This is a genomic window from Rhodobacter sp. NTK016B (assembly GCF_017303295.1).
GTDB lineage: Bacteria > Pseudomonadota > Alphaproteobacteria > Rhodobacterales > Rhodobacteraceae > Pararhodobacter.
In genome coordinates this window covers 1-14,191 of the sequence record NZ_JAFKOK010000016.1, presented here as the reverse complement: position 1 = coordinate 14,191, position 14,191 = coordinate 1, and the positions used below count along the sequence as shown (strand labels likewise).

15 protein-coding genes are annotated in these 14,191 nt (G+C 65.5%); 9 read left to right on the top strand and 6 right to left on the bottom strand.

Features of this window, described 5'->3' with window-relative positions:
- Window positions 1-101: 101 nt before the first annotated feature.
- The 5 genes from JI664_RS19195 (at window position 102) to JI664_RS19175 (ending at window position 5,211) form a co-directional block, all read left to right on the top strand.
- On the top strand, window positions 102-677 hold the full coding sequence (locus JI664_RS19195; protein ID WP_207015396.1) for a flagellar basal body-associated FliL family protein: 576 nt from the start codon (window positions 102-104) through the stop codon (window positions 675-677).
- 11 nt (window positions 678-688) lie between these two features.
- Window positions 689-1,213, top strand: coding sequence for a hypothetical protein (locus JI664_RS19190; protein WP_207015395.1), 525 nt, complete (start codon window positions 689-691; stop codon window positions 1,211-1,213).
- Window positions 1,214-1,347: 134 nt separating this feature from the next.
- Window positions 1,348-1,908, top strand: coding sequence for a MotE family protein (locus JI664_RS19185; protein WP_207015394.1), 561 nt, complete (start codon window positions 1,348-1,350; stop codon window positions 1,906-1,908).
- 100 nt (window positions 1,909-2,008) lie between these two features.
- Window positions 2,009-2,878 carry a flagellar motor stator protein MotA gene (gene motA, locus JI664_RS19180; protein ID WP_207015393.1) on the top strand — a complete coding sequence of 290 codons (870 nt, stop codon included), beginning with the start codon at window positions 2,009-2,011 and terminating at the stop codon, window positions 2,876-2,878.
- Window positions 2,878-5,211, top strand: a complete 2,334-nt coding sequence (locus JI664_RS19175; RefSeq protein ID WP_207015392.1) for a hypothetical protein — start codon at window positions 2,878-2,880, stop codon at window positions 5,209-5,211. The genes motA and JI664_RS19175 overlap by 1 nt, the downstream gene beginning before the upstream one ends.
- Here JI664_RS19175 and JI664_RS19170 read toward each other — a convergent pair.
- The 4 genes from JI664_RS19170 to paaG form a co-directional block, all read right to left on the bottom strand.
- The gene (locus tag JI664_RS19170) at window positions 5,201-5,818 is read right to left on the bottom strand and encodes a TetR/AcrR family transcriptional regulator (protein WP_207015391.1); all 618 of its coding nucleotides are present in this window, start codon (window positions 5,816-5,818) and stop codon (window positions 5,201-5,203) included. The two genes, JI664_RS19175 and JI664_RS19170, sit on opposite strands and share 11 nt — an antisense overlap.
- A gap of 63 nt (window positions 5,819-5,881) precedes the next feature.
- Entirely contained in the window at window positions 5,882-7,192 is a 1,311-nt protein-coding gene (gene paaK / locus JI664_RS19165; RefSeq protein WP_207015390.1) for a phenylacetate--CoA ligase PaaK, read from the bottom strand.
- 3 nt (window positions 7,193-7,195) lie between these two features.
- Window positions 7,196-7,624 carry a hydroxyphenylacetyl-CoA thioesterase PaaI gene (gene paaI, locus JI664_RS19160; protein WP_207015389.1) on the bottom strand — a complete coding sequence of 143 codons (429 nt, stop codon included), beginning with the start codon at window positions 7,622-7,624 and terminating at the stop codon, window positions 7,196-7,198.
- Window positions 7,621-8,409: a 2-(1,2-epoxy-1,2-dihydrophenyl)acetyl-CoA isomerase PaaG gene (gene paaG / locus JI664_RS19155; RefSeq protein WP_286174188.1), complete on the bottom strand. Its 789-nt coding sequence runs from the start codon at window positions 8,407-8,409 to the stop codon at window positions 7,621-7,623. The genes paaI and paaG overlap by 4 nt, the downstream gene beginning before the upstream one ends.
- A 134-nt stretch (window positions 8,410-8,543) precedes the next feature.
- Here paaG and JI664_RS19150 point away from each other — a divergent pair, with 134 nt between their 5' ends.
- Complete coding sequence (locus JI664_RS19150; protein ID WP_207015387.1) at window positions 8,544-9,353, top strand: NAD-dependent epimerase/dehydratase family protein; 810 nt, start codon at window positions 8,544-8,546, stop codon at window positions 9,351-9,353.
- Window positions 9,350-9,955, top strand: a complete 606-nt coding sequence (locus JI664_RS19145; protein WP_207015386.1) for a sugar transferase — start codon at window positions 9,350-9,352, stop codon at window positions 9,953-9,955. Before JI664_RS19150 ends, JI664_RS19145 begins: the two co-directional genes overlap by 4 nt.
- A 40-nt stretch (window positions 9,956-9,995) precedes the next feature.
- Here the strand turns inward: JI664_RS19145 and JI664_RS19140 are convergent, their stop codons facing one another.
- Together JI664_RS19140 and JI664_RS19135 are read right to left on the bottom strand one after the other, a co-directional pair.
- The gene (locus tag JI664_RS19140; protein ID WP_207015385.1) at window positions 9,996-10,280 is read right to left on the bottom strand and encodes an NfeD family protein; all 285 of its coding nucleotides are present in this window, start codon (window positions 10,278-10,280) and stop codon (window positions 9,996-9,998) included.
- The gene (locus JI664_RS19135) at window positions 10,280-11,161 is read right to left on the bottom strand and encodes an SPFH domain-containing protein (RefSeq protein ID WP_207015384.1); all 882 of its coding nucleotides are present in this window, start codon (window positions 11,159-11,161) and stop codon (window positions 10,280-10,282) included. The genes JI664_RS19140 and JI664_RS19135 overlap by 1 nt, the downstream gene beginning before the upstream one ends.
- A 210-nt stretch (window positions 11,162-11,371) precedes the next feature.
- Here JI664_RS19135 and ettA point away from each other — a divergent pair, with 210 nt between their 5' ends.
- The gene (gene ettA, locus JI664_RS19130) at window positions 11,372-13,027 is read left to right on the top strand and encodes an energy-dependent translational throttle protein EttA (protein ID WP_207015383.1); all 1,656 of its coding nucleotides are present in this window, start codon (window positions 11,372-11,374) and stop codon (window positions 13,025-13,027) included.
- A gap of 490 nt (window positions 13,028-13,517) precedes the next feature.
- Window positions 13,518-14,030, top strand: a complete 513-nt coding sequence (locus JI664_RS24185) for a MarR family winged helix-turn-helix transcriptional regulator (protein WP_207015382.1) — start codon at window positions 13,518-13,520, stop codon at window positions 14,028-14,030.
- The last annotated feature ends 161 nt before the right edge of the window (window positions 14,031-14,191 follow it).

Sequence of the window (14,191 nt, the reverse complement as noted above, 5' to 3'; positions counted from 1 at the left end):
ATCCTTGCACCATCTCGATTAACAATCGGTTAGCCACCTCATGCGAAAACGAATGCCGGAACAGCCCCGCAACGCAGATCCGGATTCGAGGAACCCTCCCCATGGCAAGCGCAGACACGGACGTCCAAACGCCTGAGAAAAAATCCAAACTCCCGCTGATCATCGGCCTCGTGCTGGCGCTTCTGGGGGCGGGCGGAGGATTCTTCGTCACCTATTCGGGGATGCTTGATTCGCTTCTGGGCGGCGGCGGCGAGGGGGGCGAACACGCCGCCCCGGCGGAGGACGGCCATGGCGCTGCCCCGGCCGACGCGGGGGGCGGCCACGGCGCCGCGCCCGCCGATGACGGGCATGGCGGTGGTGACGGGGGCGATGGCGGCGCGGCCGGTTACGTGCCGCTGGCGCCGATCGTGGTCACCATCGGCCAGCGCGGCGAGACGCGTCATCTGCGCTTTCTCGCGCAACTTGCCGTCATGCCCGGTGCGGCGGGCGCGGTTCAGAACGTGCTGCCGCGCATCATCGACGTGCTCAACATCTATCTGCGCGCGCTCGATCCCTATGAACTTGAAGAGCCCGCCGCGCTGATGCGGCTGCGCGCGCAGATGTTGCGCCGGGTCCAGATCGTGACCGGGCCGGGCATGGTCAACGACCTGCTCATCATGGAATTCGTCATCAACTGAGGGCCTGAACAATGGAATTTATGTCAAACCTCTTGCTCGCCGCCGCGACGCTCGGTGCCGCCGCCTATTGCGTCGTGCTCTCGCGCCGGCTGAAGGCGCTGGCCTCGCTCGAAGGCGGGATGGGCAGCGCGATCGCCTTGCTCTCGACGCAGGTCGACGACCTGTCGCATTCACTCGACGCCGCGCGTGAGGCCTCGAGCAAAACCCGCTCGCGGCTCGACGCCCAGACGACCCGCGCCGAGGCCGTGGCACGCAAGCTCGAATTGCTGGTCGCCTCGATGCACGACCTGCCCGAAGACCCGCCGCGCGATCCCGGCAGCAATGCCGTGGCCCGGCATCCCGCCGCCGCAACGCCCCCGCAAACTGCGGCGCTGCGCTCGGCCCGTCCGCCCAGCCCCTGGCCTGCCAGCGCCGGACGCCGCGCGCCGCTGGGCGAACCGGACGAGGGTCAGGATGACGACGCCCCTCTGAAAGCCCCGGCCCGCGCGCGCGTTCTGCGCCGCCGTCAGACCGCACAAGCGGCTGAGAGCCGCTGATGCCAGCGCGCCCCAAAGCCGCCCCTGCCGGAAGTGCCGCGCCAGCGTCCCGGCGCCCTGCCCCGGCGACGGCACCAAAGGGCGGCCCGGCGAAGTCCCGGCCCAAACGCCGCCCCGGTCGCCGGGCCGCCCGCGTGCTGCCGCTTCTGGCCCTGCTCTTCGTTTCGGGCGGCGCGCTGCGGCTGGCCCCGCTGGTACCCGAGGCGCTGGCCCGCGATCCGGCCCCGGTCGAGCCCGCGCAGGCCGAGCTTCCCGCCGACCCGCTGCGCCCGCTGCGCACCAGCCCGACAAGCGACGCGGAACTCTCGCTGCAGATCCGCGAACGTGAGCGTCAGGTCGCCGAGCGCGAGGCGCAGCTCGAAGAACGCGCCGCCTTGATGGCCGCCGCCGAAGAGCGCCTGCGCGCCCAAATTGACGCCCTGCAATCGGCCGAGTCCGATCTGTCGGCGACGATGGCGCTGGCCGACCGCGCGGCCGAGGACGACATCGCCCGCCTCGTCGCCGTCTTCGGCTCGATGAAGCCCGAGGACGCCGCCGCCGTGTTCACAGAGATGGACCCCGAATTCGCCGCCGGCTTCCTCGCCCGGCTTGAGCCGCAAAGCGCCGCCGATATCCTTGCCGGGATGGAACCGCGCCTCGCCTATGCGCTCAGCGCCATCGTCGCCGGGCGCAATGCCCTCGTCCCGCGCGAATGACGGGTACGCGACGGCCTTTCGGGGGTCACACGCCTCGGACGGTCAGGCTTTCTTAACGCCCTTTTGTCACCCTACTCATCCAGGAATATCGGAGTGCGTCATGATTGGAATCATCGGCATCGTCGTCGTATTCGTGATGGTGTTCGGGGGGTTCGTCATGGCTGGCGGGCATTTCGACATCATCCTTCACTCGCTGCCCTATGAAATGACCATGATCGGCGGCGCCGCCGTCGGCGCCTTCCTGATCGCCAATAACGGCGCAGGGGTTAAGCAAACGCTGAAAGACATCAGCAAGGTGTTCAAGGGCGCGGCGTGGAAACCGCAGGATTACCGCGAATTGCTGTGCCTGCTTTTCGAATTGATCCGCCTTGCGCGCCAGAACCCCGTCGCGCTGGAAGAACATATCGAAGCGCCCGACAGTTCCGAGATTTTCAGTCGGTATCCCAAGGTCTTGAAGGATCACGAAGCGACCGAACTCATCTGCGATACGCTGCGTTCGATGACGCTCAGCTACGACGATCCGATGCAGGTCGAGGAAGTACTCGACAAGCGCATGGAAGCCTCGTTGCATCACGCGCTTCATTCCAGCCACGCAATGCAGACGGTCGCCGATGGTCTGCCCGCGCTCGGCATCGTCGCCGCCGTTCTGGGCGTGATCAAGACGATGGCAGCCATCGACCAGCCGCCCGAAGTGCTGGGCGGCCTAATCGGCGGCGCGCTGGTCGGTACCTTTCTGGGCGTGTTCCTCGCCTATGGCTTCGTCGGTCCCTTTGCCGCGAAGATGGCGATGGTGGTGCAGGAGGATGCGCATTTCTACAAGCTCATCCGCGAAGTGCTGATCGCCAATCTGCACAACCACCCCGCCAATATGTGCATCGAGGTCGGGCGCCAGAACACGCCTCACCACGTGCGCCCCAGCTATGGCGATCTCGAAGAGGCCATGCGCGCGCTCAAACGCGAGGCGGCGTGATGCCCCTTCATCGCGCTCTGGCGCCATTCGCCGTCCTGCTGCTCGCCGCGCCCGCCGCGGCCCAGATCGTCGCCCCCTATGCGGGCGAGCATGACAGCTTCACGCGTCTCGTGGTGCCCCTGCCGCCGGACACGCCGTGGTCGCTCAGCCCCGACGGTCGGACACGCACGCTCACCCTGGGCGCCGACACGTTGCGCATCCGGCTCGACCGCGTTTTTCAGCGCATCCCACGCGACCGGTTGGCGGATATCGGCGCCGATGGGTCGACGATAAGGCTCGATCTCGCCTGCGACTGCCCGATCCGCGCGTGGGAGGATCGACCGGGTCTGCTGATCCTCGATATCTCAGACGCAGCGCCCCAGGGTCCCGAAGCCCCGTCGTCGCCGGATCGCGAGCCCCGTCCCGTCAGCCGGCCCGAGCCGCGCCCTGTCGGAGCTTCACGTCCGGACCCCATGGCCGCCGCGCGCGCCGCCGGTGCCGCGCTGGCGCGCAGCCGCCCCGCGCAACCGGTTTCCGACGCACCGGCGACACCCGAAGAGGACGCACAATTGCAGGATCTGGGCCGCGAATTGGGTGCGATCCTGTCGACAGCTTTGGGACAGGGGGTGCTCGACCCGGCGGTCGACGCGCCGATGCCCTCGACGCAGCTGCTCTCGGGCCCGGAAGAGGCGCCCGCCGATTTCCCGTCCAACATGCGCGTCACCTCGGTGCTCGACCGCGACGACCCGTCGCGCCTGGCCGACCCGCCCCGCCCCCCGCAATGCGACGGCAGCGAGGTACTCGACGCTGTCATCGCGCGCGATGTCGGTGATTTCGACACCCGTTTCGGTGAATTGTCGCGCGCGCTCTACGGCGAATTCGACCAGCCCGATCCGCAGGCGCTGCGTGACCTCGTGGGCCTTTACCTCGCCGTCGGCTTCGGCGCCGAGGCCCGCGCGCTGATCGGCGCCGCCGAAACCCCGCTTGAGGGACAGGAATTCCTGCTGGGGATGGCCGACATCTTCGAAGACCGCTCGACCAATTCACGGATGCAGCTGGCGCAGAGCGTCGAATGCGGCGGCACCGCGTCGGTTCTGGCGGTTCTTGCCGGCGCTGATCCGGCGCTGATCCGCGACCACGCCGATCGCATTGCCCTGACCTTCATCAACCTTCCCAACGCCTTGCAGGATCTGATCGGCATCGACCTGAGCACGATGCTGGCACAGGCCGGGGCGGTCGATGCGGCCCGCGTGGTGGCGGACCGGCTGCAGCGCTCAGGGCGCATCCCGCCCGAACAGATCACGCTGCTCGAAGCCCGGCTCGACCGGGCGCGGGGCTTGGCGGAAGACGCGATTGCGCGGCTCGACCATGAAGGGGGCAGCGATACCGACACGGTGACAACCCGGCTCGACCTTGCGCTAGACACCGACCAGCCGCTCAGCGCCGATTACCTCGCCACGGCCGAGGTTCTGGCAACGACCGAGCGGTCGAGCGGCTCTGGGCCCGAAATGATGGCAGCGGTGATCCGGCTGCATGCCCGCTCGGGCGCGCATACCGATGCCTTCGCGGCGCTCGACAGGCTGGAAACCTGGATGCCCGAGACGGGCGAGAACCGTCAGATGATCACCGATCTGCGCGACACGATCTGGTCGGCTTTGGCCGAAAACGGCACCGATTTCGCGCTGACCGAGGCGGTGCTTGCGCGCGACGACTGGCGCGATCCGGAGCTGAGCGAGGCGACGCGCGAAGCCCTTGCCGCGCGCCTGCTTGATCTGGGGCTGGCGCTGCCTGCCCGCGATCTGGCGCACGGCTCGGCTGCGGCGCAGGCGCGCATCCTGCAGGCCCGTACGGCGTTGGAAACCGACGATGCGCAAGGCGCGCTCGTGCTTCTGGGCGACGATGACAGCGCCGAGGCGGCACAGGTCCGCGCGGCGGCAATGGACCGGCTGGGCGACCACGCGGCGGCGGCGCGCGCTTTTGCCGAACTGGGCATCACCGATGCGGCGCTGCGTGCGGCGATCCTTGCCGGTGACTGGCGGCGGGTCGAGCAACTCTCGCCCGCCGAGGCCGATGCGGCAACCATCGGCCCGCTTCTGGGCCGCGATCCGGGCCATGCCGAGATCGCGCTGGAACAGGGGGGCACCGAACCCGACGCTCAAACGGCATCAGAGCAGACGCCTCAGCCAGACCAGACCGAAAGGGCGGACGACACCCCGGCCACGCCGCCCGAAGACGTGGTCCCCGCCGATCCGGGCGCGGTTTTCGATCGGCTGGGCCTTGTGCAGCGCAGTTCGACCCTGCTGAGCGAAAGCGCCCGGCTGCGCGAAGCGCTGGCGCCGCTCGTTACCGAGTGACGCTGCCCGAGCGCAGCGCCGGCACGCCATCGAGCCCGTCGAGCACCAGCGCGGTCGCGATCTGCGCGTAATCCTCGCGCGTGACGGCCCCACCGTCGCGAAACCACATATAGACCCAGTTCAGCATCCCGAAGAGCGACATGGTGACCGGCATCAGCGTCTCGGCCGGAAGGTCCGGGCGCAGTTCGGCGAGCAGGACCGAGAAGCGCCTGACGACCCGCCGTTCGATCGCGTGGATCTCGTCCTTCTGCTCGGGCGGCAGGGTCGGCGTGCCGTTGAGCTGAACCTTGTGGTAATTATCGGCGTCGCGGTAGCATTCCAGCACCGCGCCGACGAGGATGCGCAGCCGCTCACGCGGCGCGCAATCCGAGGCGTCGACCTGTTCCAGCGCCATGTCCAGCTCGGACAGATGGGTGCGGATGATATCGAAGATCAGCGCATCCTTGCCCGGATAATAATGGTACAACAAAGCCTTGGACACGCCCGCCGCACGCGCGATCTGCGCCATCGACGCCTTGTCCATGCCCTGCTCGGCCAAAACATCTGCCGCGCTCGACAGGATCGCGCGCTGCTTGTCCTCGAAATCCGCCGCTCTGGTGCGCGCCATCGCTCGCCTCCCGCCTTGCCTGTCCCGCGCGCGCTCACCGGGGCCGCGCGCGGGACCGAGCTGTCACTCTTTGGGCCGGTTGTCGACCACGCGCTTGGCCTTGCCCTCGGAGCGCGGCGCCCCGCCGGGTTCGTGCACGGTGATCTTCGTCGACACGCCCACCACCGACTTGATGTGATGCGCCAGTTCCTTGGACGATGCCGCGCGGGCCTCGGTCCCCGCAGCCGCCTCGGTCGCCTCGCAATGGACGACCATGACATCCATGCGGTCCTTGCGCGCCAGTTCGATCTGGAAATGCGGCGCAAGGCCCGAGCATTTCAGGATCTGCTCTTCGATCTGCGTGGGGAAGACATTGACGCCGCGCAGGATGATCATGTCATCCGAGCGCCCGGTGATCTTTTCCATCCGCCGCATCGAGCGGGCGGTGCCCGGCAACAGCCGCGTCAGGTCGCGCGTGCGGTAGCGGATGATCGGCAGGCCCTCTTTGGTCAGCGTGGTGAAGACCAGCTCGCCCATCTCACCATCGGCGACCGGCTCGCCGGTTTCGGGGTTGATGATCTCGGGATAGAAATGGTCTTCCCAGATATGCAGCCCGTCCTTGGTCTCGACGCATTCATTGGCCACGCCCGGCCCCATCACCTCGGACAGGCCGTAGATATCGACGGCATGCATGTCGAACGCGTCTTCGATCTCGCGACGCATGGCGTTGGTCCAGGGCTCGGCCCCGAAGATGCCGACAGCCAGCGAGCTTTCGCGCGGGTCGATCCCCTGACGATGGAATTCGTCAAGGATCGACAGCATGTAGCTGGGCGTCACCATGATGACGCGCGGCTTGAAATCCTGAATGAGCGTGACCTGACGCTCGGTCATGCCGCCCGACACCGGCACCACCGTCGCGCCCAGTTTCTCGGCCGCGTAATGCGCCCCGAGGCCACCGGTGAACAGCCCGTAACCATAGGCCACATGCACGATATCGCCCGCACGGCCGCCCGAGGCCCGGATCGACCGCGCGCCCAGATCGGCCCAGGTGTCGATATCCTTCGCGGTGTAGCCCACGACCGTGGGCTTGCCCGTCGTCCCCGACGAGGCGTGGATGCGGGCGATCTTCTCGCGCGGGACGGCAAACATGCCGAACGGATAATTGTCGCGCAGATCGGTTTTCACCGTGAACGGGAATTTCGCCAGATCCGCGAGGGTTTTCAGATCGTCGGGATGCACGCCGTGATCGTCGAACCGCTTGCGGTAGAAAGACGAGTTTTCATAGGCATGGCTCAGCGACCATTTCAGGCGCTCAAGCTGCAGCGCGGCGATTTCATCGCGCGAGGCTGTCTCGATCGGCTCCAGATCGCCGGGACGGGGTGACAGGTCTTCCATGTCTCACTCCTCGGGTAGATGCGTGCCCTTGACGGTACGCGAATGGCCGCGGAATTCCGCGATCTTGACGCCGTCTTGCCGGGTCACGCTGATGTCGTAGATACCGCCGCGCCCCTGCCGCCAGACCTCGCGCGCCTCGGCGCGCAGCACGTCGCCCTCAAAAGCGGGGGCAAGGAAGGTCACCTGCGCCATCTGCGCGACGACCCGCTGGTTGTAGGTGTTGCAGGCAAAAGCAAAGGCGCTGTCGGACAGGGTGAAGATATAGCCGCCATGACAGATCTTGTGCCCGTTGGTCATTTCGGGGCGCACAATCATGGTCATTACCGCCTGCCCCGCCCGGACGTCGGACAACACCATCCCCAAGTGCTGGGTCGCATTGTCATCGGCCCACATCGCATCGGCGCAGGCCTGTGCCAGTTCATCGGGGGTCATTTGCCGCGGAACTCCGGCTGCCGTTTGTCGAGGAACGCGGCCACGCCCTCGGCGTAATCTGCGCTTTCGCCGCAGGCTTTCATCAGCTGTTCTTCCAACTCCAGATGCGCGTCGAGCGTATTGGTCGCCGCCGCCTGTATCGCCCGCTTGGTCGAGGCATAGCCAAAGGTCGGCCCCGCCGCGAATTTCGCAGCCAGCGCGCCCGCTTCGTCCATAAGCGCCGCGTCGGGCAGGCATTTCCAGATCAGCCCCCAATCGGCGGCCTTCTGCGCGGGCAGCGGCTCGGCGGTCAGGGCCAGCCCCATCGCCCGTTGCGGGCCCAGCAGCTTGGGCAGGTGCCAGCTTCCCGACGTGTCGGGGATCAGGCCAACCTTGCTGAAAGACTGGATGAATTTCGCGCTTTCGCCAGCAAAGGTAATGTCGCAGGCAATCGCCAGCGACGACCCCGCGCCCGCCGCCACGCCGTTGACCGCGCAGATCACCGGCATCGGCAGCGCCTTGATCTGCCGGATCAGCGGCGCCCAGAGACGGCGCACCGTGTCGCCCAGATCGGGCGGGCCGTCCATCTTGCGCGGATCACGGTCGCCCAGATCCTGCCCGGCGCAAAAGCCGCGCCCCGCGCCCGTCAGCAGCACGCAGCGGGCCTCCGCCTCGGCCCGGGTCAGGGCTGCGCGCAGCGCGGCGTGCATCTCTTCGGTGAATGAATTCAGCCGCTCGGGGCGGTTCAGCGTCACATGCAGCACGCCCGCCTCAAGGCGCACCAGCACGGTGTCCGATTCGCTCATGTTTTCCTCCCTGCGCATCCCTGCGCTCCGGGGGTGATTTTTTCATCAACCGTACGGTCAGTCAATGAATTTCTGCGGCCAGAACGGCATCCTGCCCGCTGGCCTTGCCGCCGCCGCCATGGCAATCAGGACGCATGACAGCTTTGCTTATCACCGGCGCCAATGGCCGCGTCGCCCGCCTTCTGCGCCGCGCGCCGCTCGACAAGGCGCTCTGGTCGCAGCGCGGGTCGGGTGCCGATCTGGACTGGGCGCCGCTCGACGGCCCGCAGGCGTTGGTCGATTACTGCGCGCGCCACGGCAAGCCGCAGGCGCTGTGCATGCTGGCGGGCGTTACCCCCGGCCCCGGCGCGCGGCTTGAGGATAACGTCGCCCTGGGCCGCGCCGCGGTCGAGGCCGCAAGCGCCGTCGGGATCGGGCGCGTGCTGCTGGCCTCAAGCTCGGCCGTTTACGGCCATGGCCGCGCGCAACCGTGGTCCGAAGACGACGACTCCCGGCCCGCCAACCCCTATGGCGAGGCCAAGCTGGCGATGGAGCGGGCCTGCGCCGCGCAAGGCGTCACCATGCTGCGCATCGGCAATGTCGCGGGCGCGGACGCGCTGCTGACCAATCCGCGCCGCCCGCTGCTGCTGGACCAGTTCGCGGATGGCACCGGCCCGCGGCGCAGCTATATCGGGCCGCAGACCCTCGCCCGGCTGCTGCAGCGGCTGGCGCAGGTCCCTGCCCTGCCGCCCGTGCTGAATATCGGGACGCCCCGCCCGGTGGACATGGCCGACCTTGCCGTTGCGGCCGGATTGCCGGTCGAACGCCAGCTCGCGCCACCCGGTGCCATCGCCGCGCTGACGCTGGATACGACGCAGCTTGAACAGCTCTTTCCCTTCGCCGATACCGACAGCGCGCCCGAGACGATGATCGCAGAATGGCGCGCCTGCAAGGAGCCGTCATGAACCCGCTCAAACGCGCTTTCGACCTGTGGACCGCAGCGATGATCACGCCCATCGTCGCGCCGATGATCGCGGTCATCGCGCTGGCCATCCTGATTACGGATGGGCGGCCGATCTTCTATGGCGGCGAGCGGATGAAATCCCCGACCAAGGGTTTCAGCCTGTGGAAATTCCGCAGCATGAAGGTCGATCCGACCGATAGCGGCGTCTCGGGCGGCGACAAGAGCGCGCGCATCACGCCCATCGGCCGCTGGCTGCGCAAGAAGCGCCTCGACGAGCTGCCACAGGTTTGGAACCTGTGGCGCGGCGACATCTCGGTCGTGGGACCGCGCCCGCCGCTGCGGCAATATGTCGAGCGTTATCCCGATATTTATAACGAAGTCCTGAAATGCCGCCCTGGTCTGACGGGCTTCGCGACGATCTATTACTCGCGCCACGAATACATGCTGCTGGGCCGCACCGCCTCGCGCCAGGAAACCGACGCCGTCTATGTCCGCAATTGCGTGCCGCGCAAGGCGCGCATCGACATGATGTACCAGCGGCACTGGAGCTTTTGCTTCGACCTCAATGTCGTGCGCAAGACGCTGTTCTCGTCCGCCCGGTAACGGCGGACAGATCGCAAAAAGGGCCCCGCAAGGCCCCGTTTCAGTCTTCGTTGATGTCGTGGTCGATGCGCTTCATCTGGCCCTGCCGGACCCCCAGCACCGCCCGCATCACCAGCCACGCGATGACCGAAATCACTGCGAAAAGCAGCAGCGACAGGACCAGCGAATCCACGATCCATTCGGTCGAGGGCAGGCCGATCCAGACCAGCCCGCCGGTGATCACGGCGCCCACCGCGAAACCCGCGAACAGAAAGCCCGGCACGATCACCTCAAGGATCGCCAGCCCCAGTCCGGCGGCGATCCAGATCCACCAAAAATCTTCCATCACCCGCGCCCTTTCAGCAGCTTGAACGCGTCGCCGAAGGCATCGATCATATGCGCGGGCAAAACGATGGTCTGTTTGCCCTCGCCCTCGGCCACGTTTTTCATCGCCTCGACCTGCGCGATGGCGATCTGGTACTGCGCGGCCTCAAGCCCGTTGCGGGCGATAGCCTCGGCGATGACGCCGGTCGCGTAGGCTTCGGCATCGGCGCTGATGCGCTTGGCCTTGGCGGCCTGCTCGGCGGCGTAAAGCTCACCGTCTGCGGCCAGCTCGACCGCGCGGCGTTTACCCTCGGCCTCGGTCACGGCGGCGCGGCGGGCGCGCTCGGCGTTGAGCTGCTGCAGCATCGCCGCGCGCGTGGCCTCATCAAGGTTCACGTCCAGCAATTCGGCCCGCGTCACCTGAATGCCCCAGTCATCGACCACATCCGCGATCGAGGCGCCGATCTTCTGCGTCAGCCGCGCGCGGTTCGACTGAACCTCGTCCAACTCCATCGTGCCGATTTCCGAGCGCACGATACCGGCCACCGTCGTCAGGATCGCCGCATCGACGTCGCGGATCCGGTAGACCGTCTTTTCGGGCTCCATGATGCGGTAGAAGACCGAGGTCTCGACCTGGACCAGCACGTTGTCCGAGGTGATCGCGTCCTGCTGCTGATTGGGCAGCTGACGCTCAAGGATCGACACCTTGTGCGCCACCGTGTCGATGAAAGGCACGATCAGGTTGATCCCCGGCCCCAGCACCGCGCGCAGGCGGCCAAACCGCTCGACCACGAATTTCTGCGATTGCGGCACGATCCGCACGCCCAGAAAAATCGACAGGATGATGAAAAGCGCAAGAAGCAGAAGCACGATGGTACCGCCGCCGATATAATCGAAGGGCATGAATGTCTCCGGTATGAGAGGCTGTGTAATCTCGATCGCGTCAGGTTTCACAGCGGGGCCAAATCCATAAATCTCGGCGTCATTATGCCGCCGCCGGGGCGCAAGGGAAAGAGCCAGCGCTTGCAGCCAAGGCCCTGCGCCTGTAGGGATCTCTGCAAATTCCCGTTATATCTGGCCCCACATACTGGCGCCCAAAACACTGGAGCTGACATGGCCTCGTATCAGTACGTCTATCACATGGATGGCGTGTCCAAGACCTATCCCGGCGGCAAGAAATGCTTCGAAAACATCCGCCTGAACTTTCTGCCCGGTGTGAAGATCGGTGTCGTCGGCGTGAACGGCGCCGGTAAATCGACGCTGCTGCGCATCATGGCCGGGATCGACAAGGACTTCTCGGGCGAAGCCTGGGCTGCCAAGGGGGCCAAGGTGGGCTATCTGCCGCAGGAACCCGCGCTTGACGAAACCCTTGATGCGCGCGGTAACGTCATGCTGGGCGTCGCGGCGAAACAGGCCAAGCTTGATCGCTACAACGAACTGGCGATGAATTACTCGGACGAAACGGCCGAGGAAATGGCCCAGCTTCAGGACGAGATCGACGCCGAGAATCTCTGGGATCTCGACAGTCAGGTCGATGTCGCGATGGAGGCCCTGCGCTGCCCGCCCGACGACGCCGATGTCGCCAAGCTGTCGGGTGGTGAACGTCGCCGCGTGGCGCTGTGCAAGCTGCTGCTGGAAGCGCCCGACATGCTGCTGCTCGACGAGCCGACCAACCACCTCGATGCCGAGACCATCGCCTGGCTGCAAAAGCACCTGATCGAGTACAAGGGCACGATCCTCTGCGTCACGCACGACCGCTACTTCCTCGACGACATCACCTCGTGGATCCTCGAGCTCGAGCGCGGGCGCGGCATCCCTTACGAGGGGAACTATTCCTCGTGGCTGGAACAAAAGGCCAAGCGCGTCGCGCAGGAAGCACGCGAAGACAAGGCCAAGCAGAAGGTTCTGGAAAAGGAACTCGACTGGATCCGCGCCGGCGCCAAGGCTCGTCAGGCCAAGTCCAAAGCGCGTATCTCGGCCTACGAGAAAATGGCCGATCAGTCCGAGAAGGAACGCGTGGGCAAGGCCCAGATCATCATTCCCAACGGCCCCCGTCTGGGCGGCAAGGTGATCGAGGTCGAGAATCTCAGCAAACATTACGGCGACCGCCAACTGATCGAGAACCTGTCCTTCTCGATCCCGCCCGGCGCCATCGTCGGTGTGATCGGCCCCAACGGCGCCGGCAAATCAACGCTGTTTCGCATGATCACCGGCAATGAGCAGCCGGATTCGGGCACCGTCGCGCTGGGTGATACCGTGAAGCTGGCCTATGTCGACCAGTCGCGCGATGCGCTCGATCCCGACGCCACGGTCTGGGAGGAGATCTCGGGCGGGGCCGAGCTGATCGAACTCGGCGACGCGCAGGTCAACAGCCGCGCCTATTGCGGGGCGTTCAACTTCAAGGGCGGCGACCAGCAGAAAAAGGTGGGCCTGCTCTCGGGCGGGGAACGCAACCGCGTGCACATGGCCAAGCTGCTGAAAGAAGGCGGCAACGTGCTGCTGCTCGACGAACCGACCAACGATCTGGACGTCGAAACCCTGCAAGCGCTGGAAGCCGCGATCGAAGACTTCGCCGGGAATGCGATCATCATTTCGCACGACCGTTTCTTCCTCGACCGTCTCTGCACGCATATCCTCGCCTTCGAAGGCGAGGCCCGTGTCGAATGGTTCGAAGGCAATTTCGAAGCCTATGAAGAAGACAAGATCCGCCGCCTCGGCCCGGATGCGGTCGAACCTAAGCGCGTGAAATACAAGAAATTCAGCCGCTAAGGCCCCCCACCCTACCGCAGAACGACGAAAGGCCCGGTCAACCGACCGGGCCTTTTGCATTCCGCACACAACCTAGGGGCTTGACGGATTAGGTAACTCAGTTACCCTATCACTTCAGGTTGTGTGAATGTATTGTAACAGAAGGGACGGTTCCGATGGATCACTCATTCACCATCCCTGTTGCCGAGCCGTTTTCGGTGCTCCTGTCGTCATCCCGAGAGACGGCGCAGCGTCCCGACTTGCGCCCTCCCCTTCAACCGGATGCGCATGCTTCCCTTCAACGACAGGACAACAAAATAGCCCCGCATTCACGGCGCGGCGCGGCGTCGAGCCGGAGATAGTAACTATTTCGCAACGTTCGAAGCGGGTCGATCACAGATCCATACCCGGGCGTTCATCGTATGATTATGGACCGTGCAGGGCACGGAAGCCCCGCTCTGCGCAGCGGTTCAGAAGACCTGAATTCTACCCTCGCTGAGCAAGGTGATTTGTGACCCAGCCAAACGAGAGCCTAACGGCCCCCGAAGACAGTGTTTCAGCCTCGACCTATATCCGTGACGGCCAGACCGTTCTCGATATCAGCCGATACGTGCCCTACTTCATCACCGTGGTGCACAACAAGCTCGCGCGGGGCTCATCCGCGCTCTACCTTGAACGCTTCGGGATCGGCATCGTCGACTGGCGCGTTCTGTCCAGTGTGGTGATGGAACCCGGCGCCTCGGCCACCCGCATCTGCCAGATCATCGAACTCGACAAAGGCGCTGCCAGCCGCTCGCTGTCCAAGCTCGACGCGCTGGGTTATCTCGAACACGAGGCGACCGAACAGGATCTGCGGCGAAAGACATGGACACTCAATGCCCGTGGCCTCGCATTGTACGAGGCCATGCTTGACGTAGCGCTTGAACGCGAACGTGAGCTCATCCATGGGATCGCCCCCGAAGATATCGAGGTGTTCATCCATGTGATGAAAAAGATGATCGCCAACCTGCAGCAAATGGCCTGACGCGTCTCGGGGCAAAGCCATCGCGATGAAATCAGTGCCCGAAACGCAAACGGCCGCCCCGAAGGGCGGCTCGTTTGTATGAATGACTATCGCAATAGAATGATTTTCTGTTTCTTATCAGGTTTGGCGGTGACCTACTCTCCCACGACTTAGGTCGCAGT

Excerpts from the sequence above, each read along its gene's own strand:
- JI664_RS19195 (WP_207015396.1), top strand. The coding sequence starts at position 102 with ATGGCAAGCGCAGACACGGACGTCCAAACGCCTGAGAAAAAATCCAAA.
- JI664_RS19190 (WP_207015395.1), top strand. The coding sequence starts at position 689 with ATGGAATTTATGTCAAACCTCTTGCTCGCCGCCGCGACGCTCGGTGCC.
- motA (WP_207015393.1), top strand. The coding sequence starts at position 2,009 with ATGATTGGAATCATCGGCATCGTCGTCGTATTCGTGATGGTGTTCGGG.
- JI664_RS19175 (WP_207015392.1), top strand. The coding sequence starts at position 2,878 with ATGCCCCTTCATCGCGCTCTGGCGCCATTCGCCGTCCTGCTGCTCGCC.
- JI664_RS19170 (WP_207015391.1), bottom strand. The coding sequence starts at position 5,818 with ATGGCGCGCACCAGAGCGGCGGATTTCGAGGACAAGCAGCGCGCGATC.
- paaK (WP_207015390.1), bottom strand. The coding sequence starts at position 7,192 with ATGGAAGACCTGTCACCCCGTCCCGGCGATCTGGAGCCGATCGAGACA.
- paaI (WP_207015389.1), bottom strand. The coding sequence starts at position 7,624 with ATGACCCCCGATGAACTGGCACAGGCCTGCGCCGATGCGATGTGGGCC.
- paaG (WP_286174188.1), bottom strand. The coding sequence starts at position 8,409 with ATGAGCGAATCGGACACCGTGCTGGTGCGCCTTGAGGCGGGCGTGCTG.
- JI664_RS19150 (WP_207015387.1), top strand. The coding sequence starts at position 8,544 with ATGACAGCTTTGCTTATCACCGGCGCCAATGGCCGCGTCGCCCGCCTT.
- JI664_RS19145 (WP_207015386.1), top strand. The coding sequence starts at position 9,350 with ATGAACCCGCTCAAACGCGCTTTCGACCTGTGGACCGCAGCGATGATC.
- JI664_RS19140 (WP_207015385.1), bottom strand. The coding sequence starts at position 10,280 with ATGGAAGATTTTTGGTGGATCTGGATCGCCGCCGGACTGGGGCTGGCG.
- JI664_RS19135 (WP_207015384.1), bottom strand. The coding sequence starts at position 11,161 with ATGCCCTTCGATTATATCGGCGGCGGTACCATCGTGCTTCTGCTTCTT.
- ettA (WP_207015383.1), top strand. The coding sequence starts at position 11,372 with ATGGCCTCGTATCAGTACGTCTATCACATGGATGGCGTGTCCAAGACC.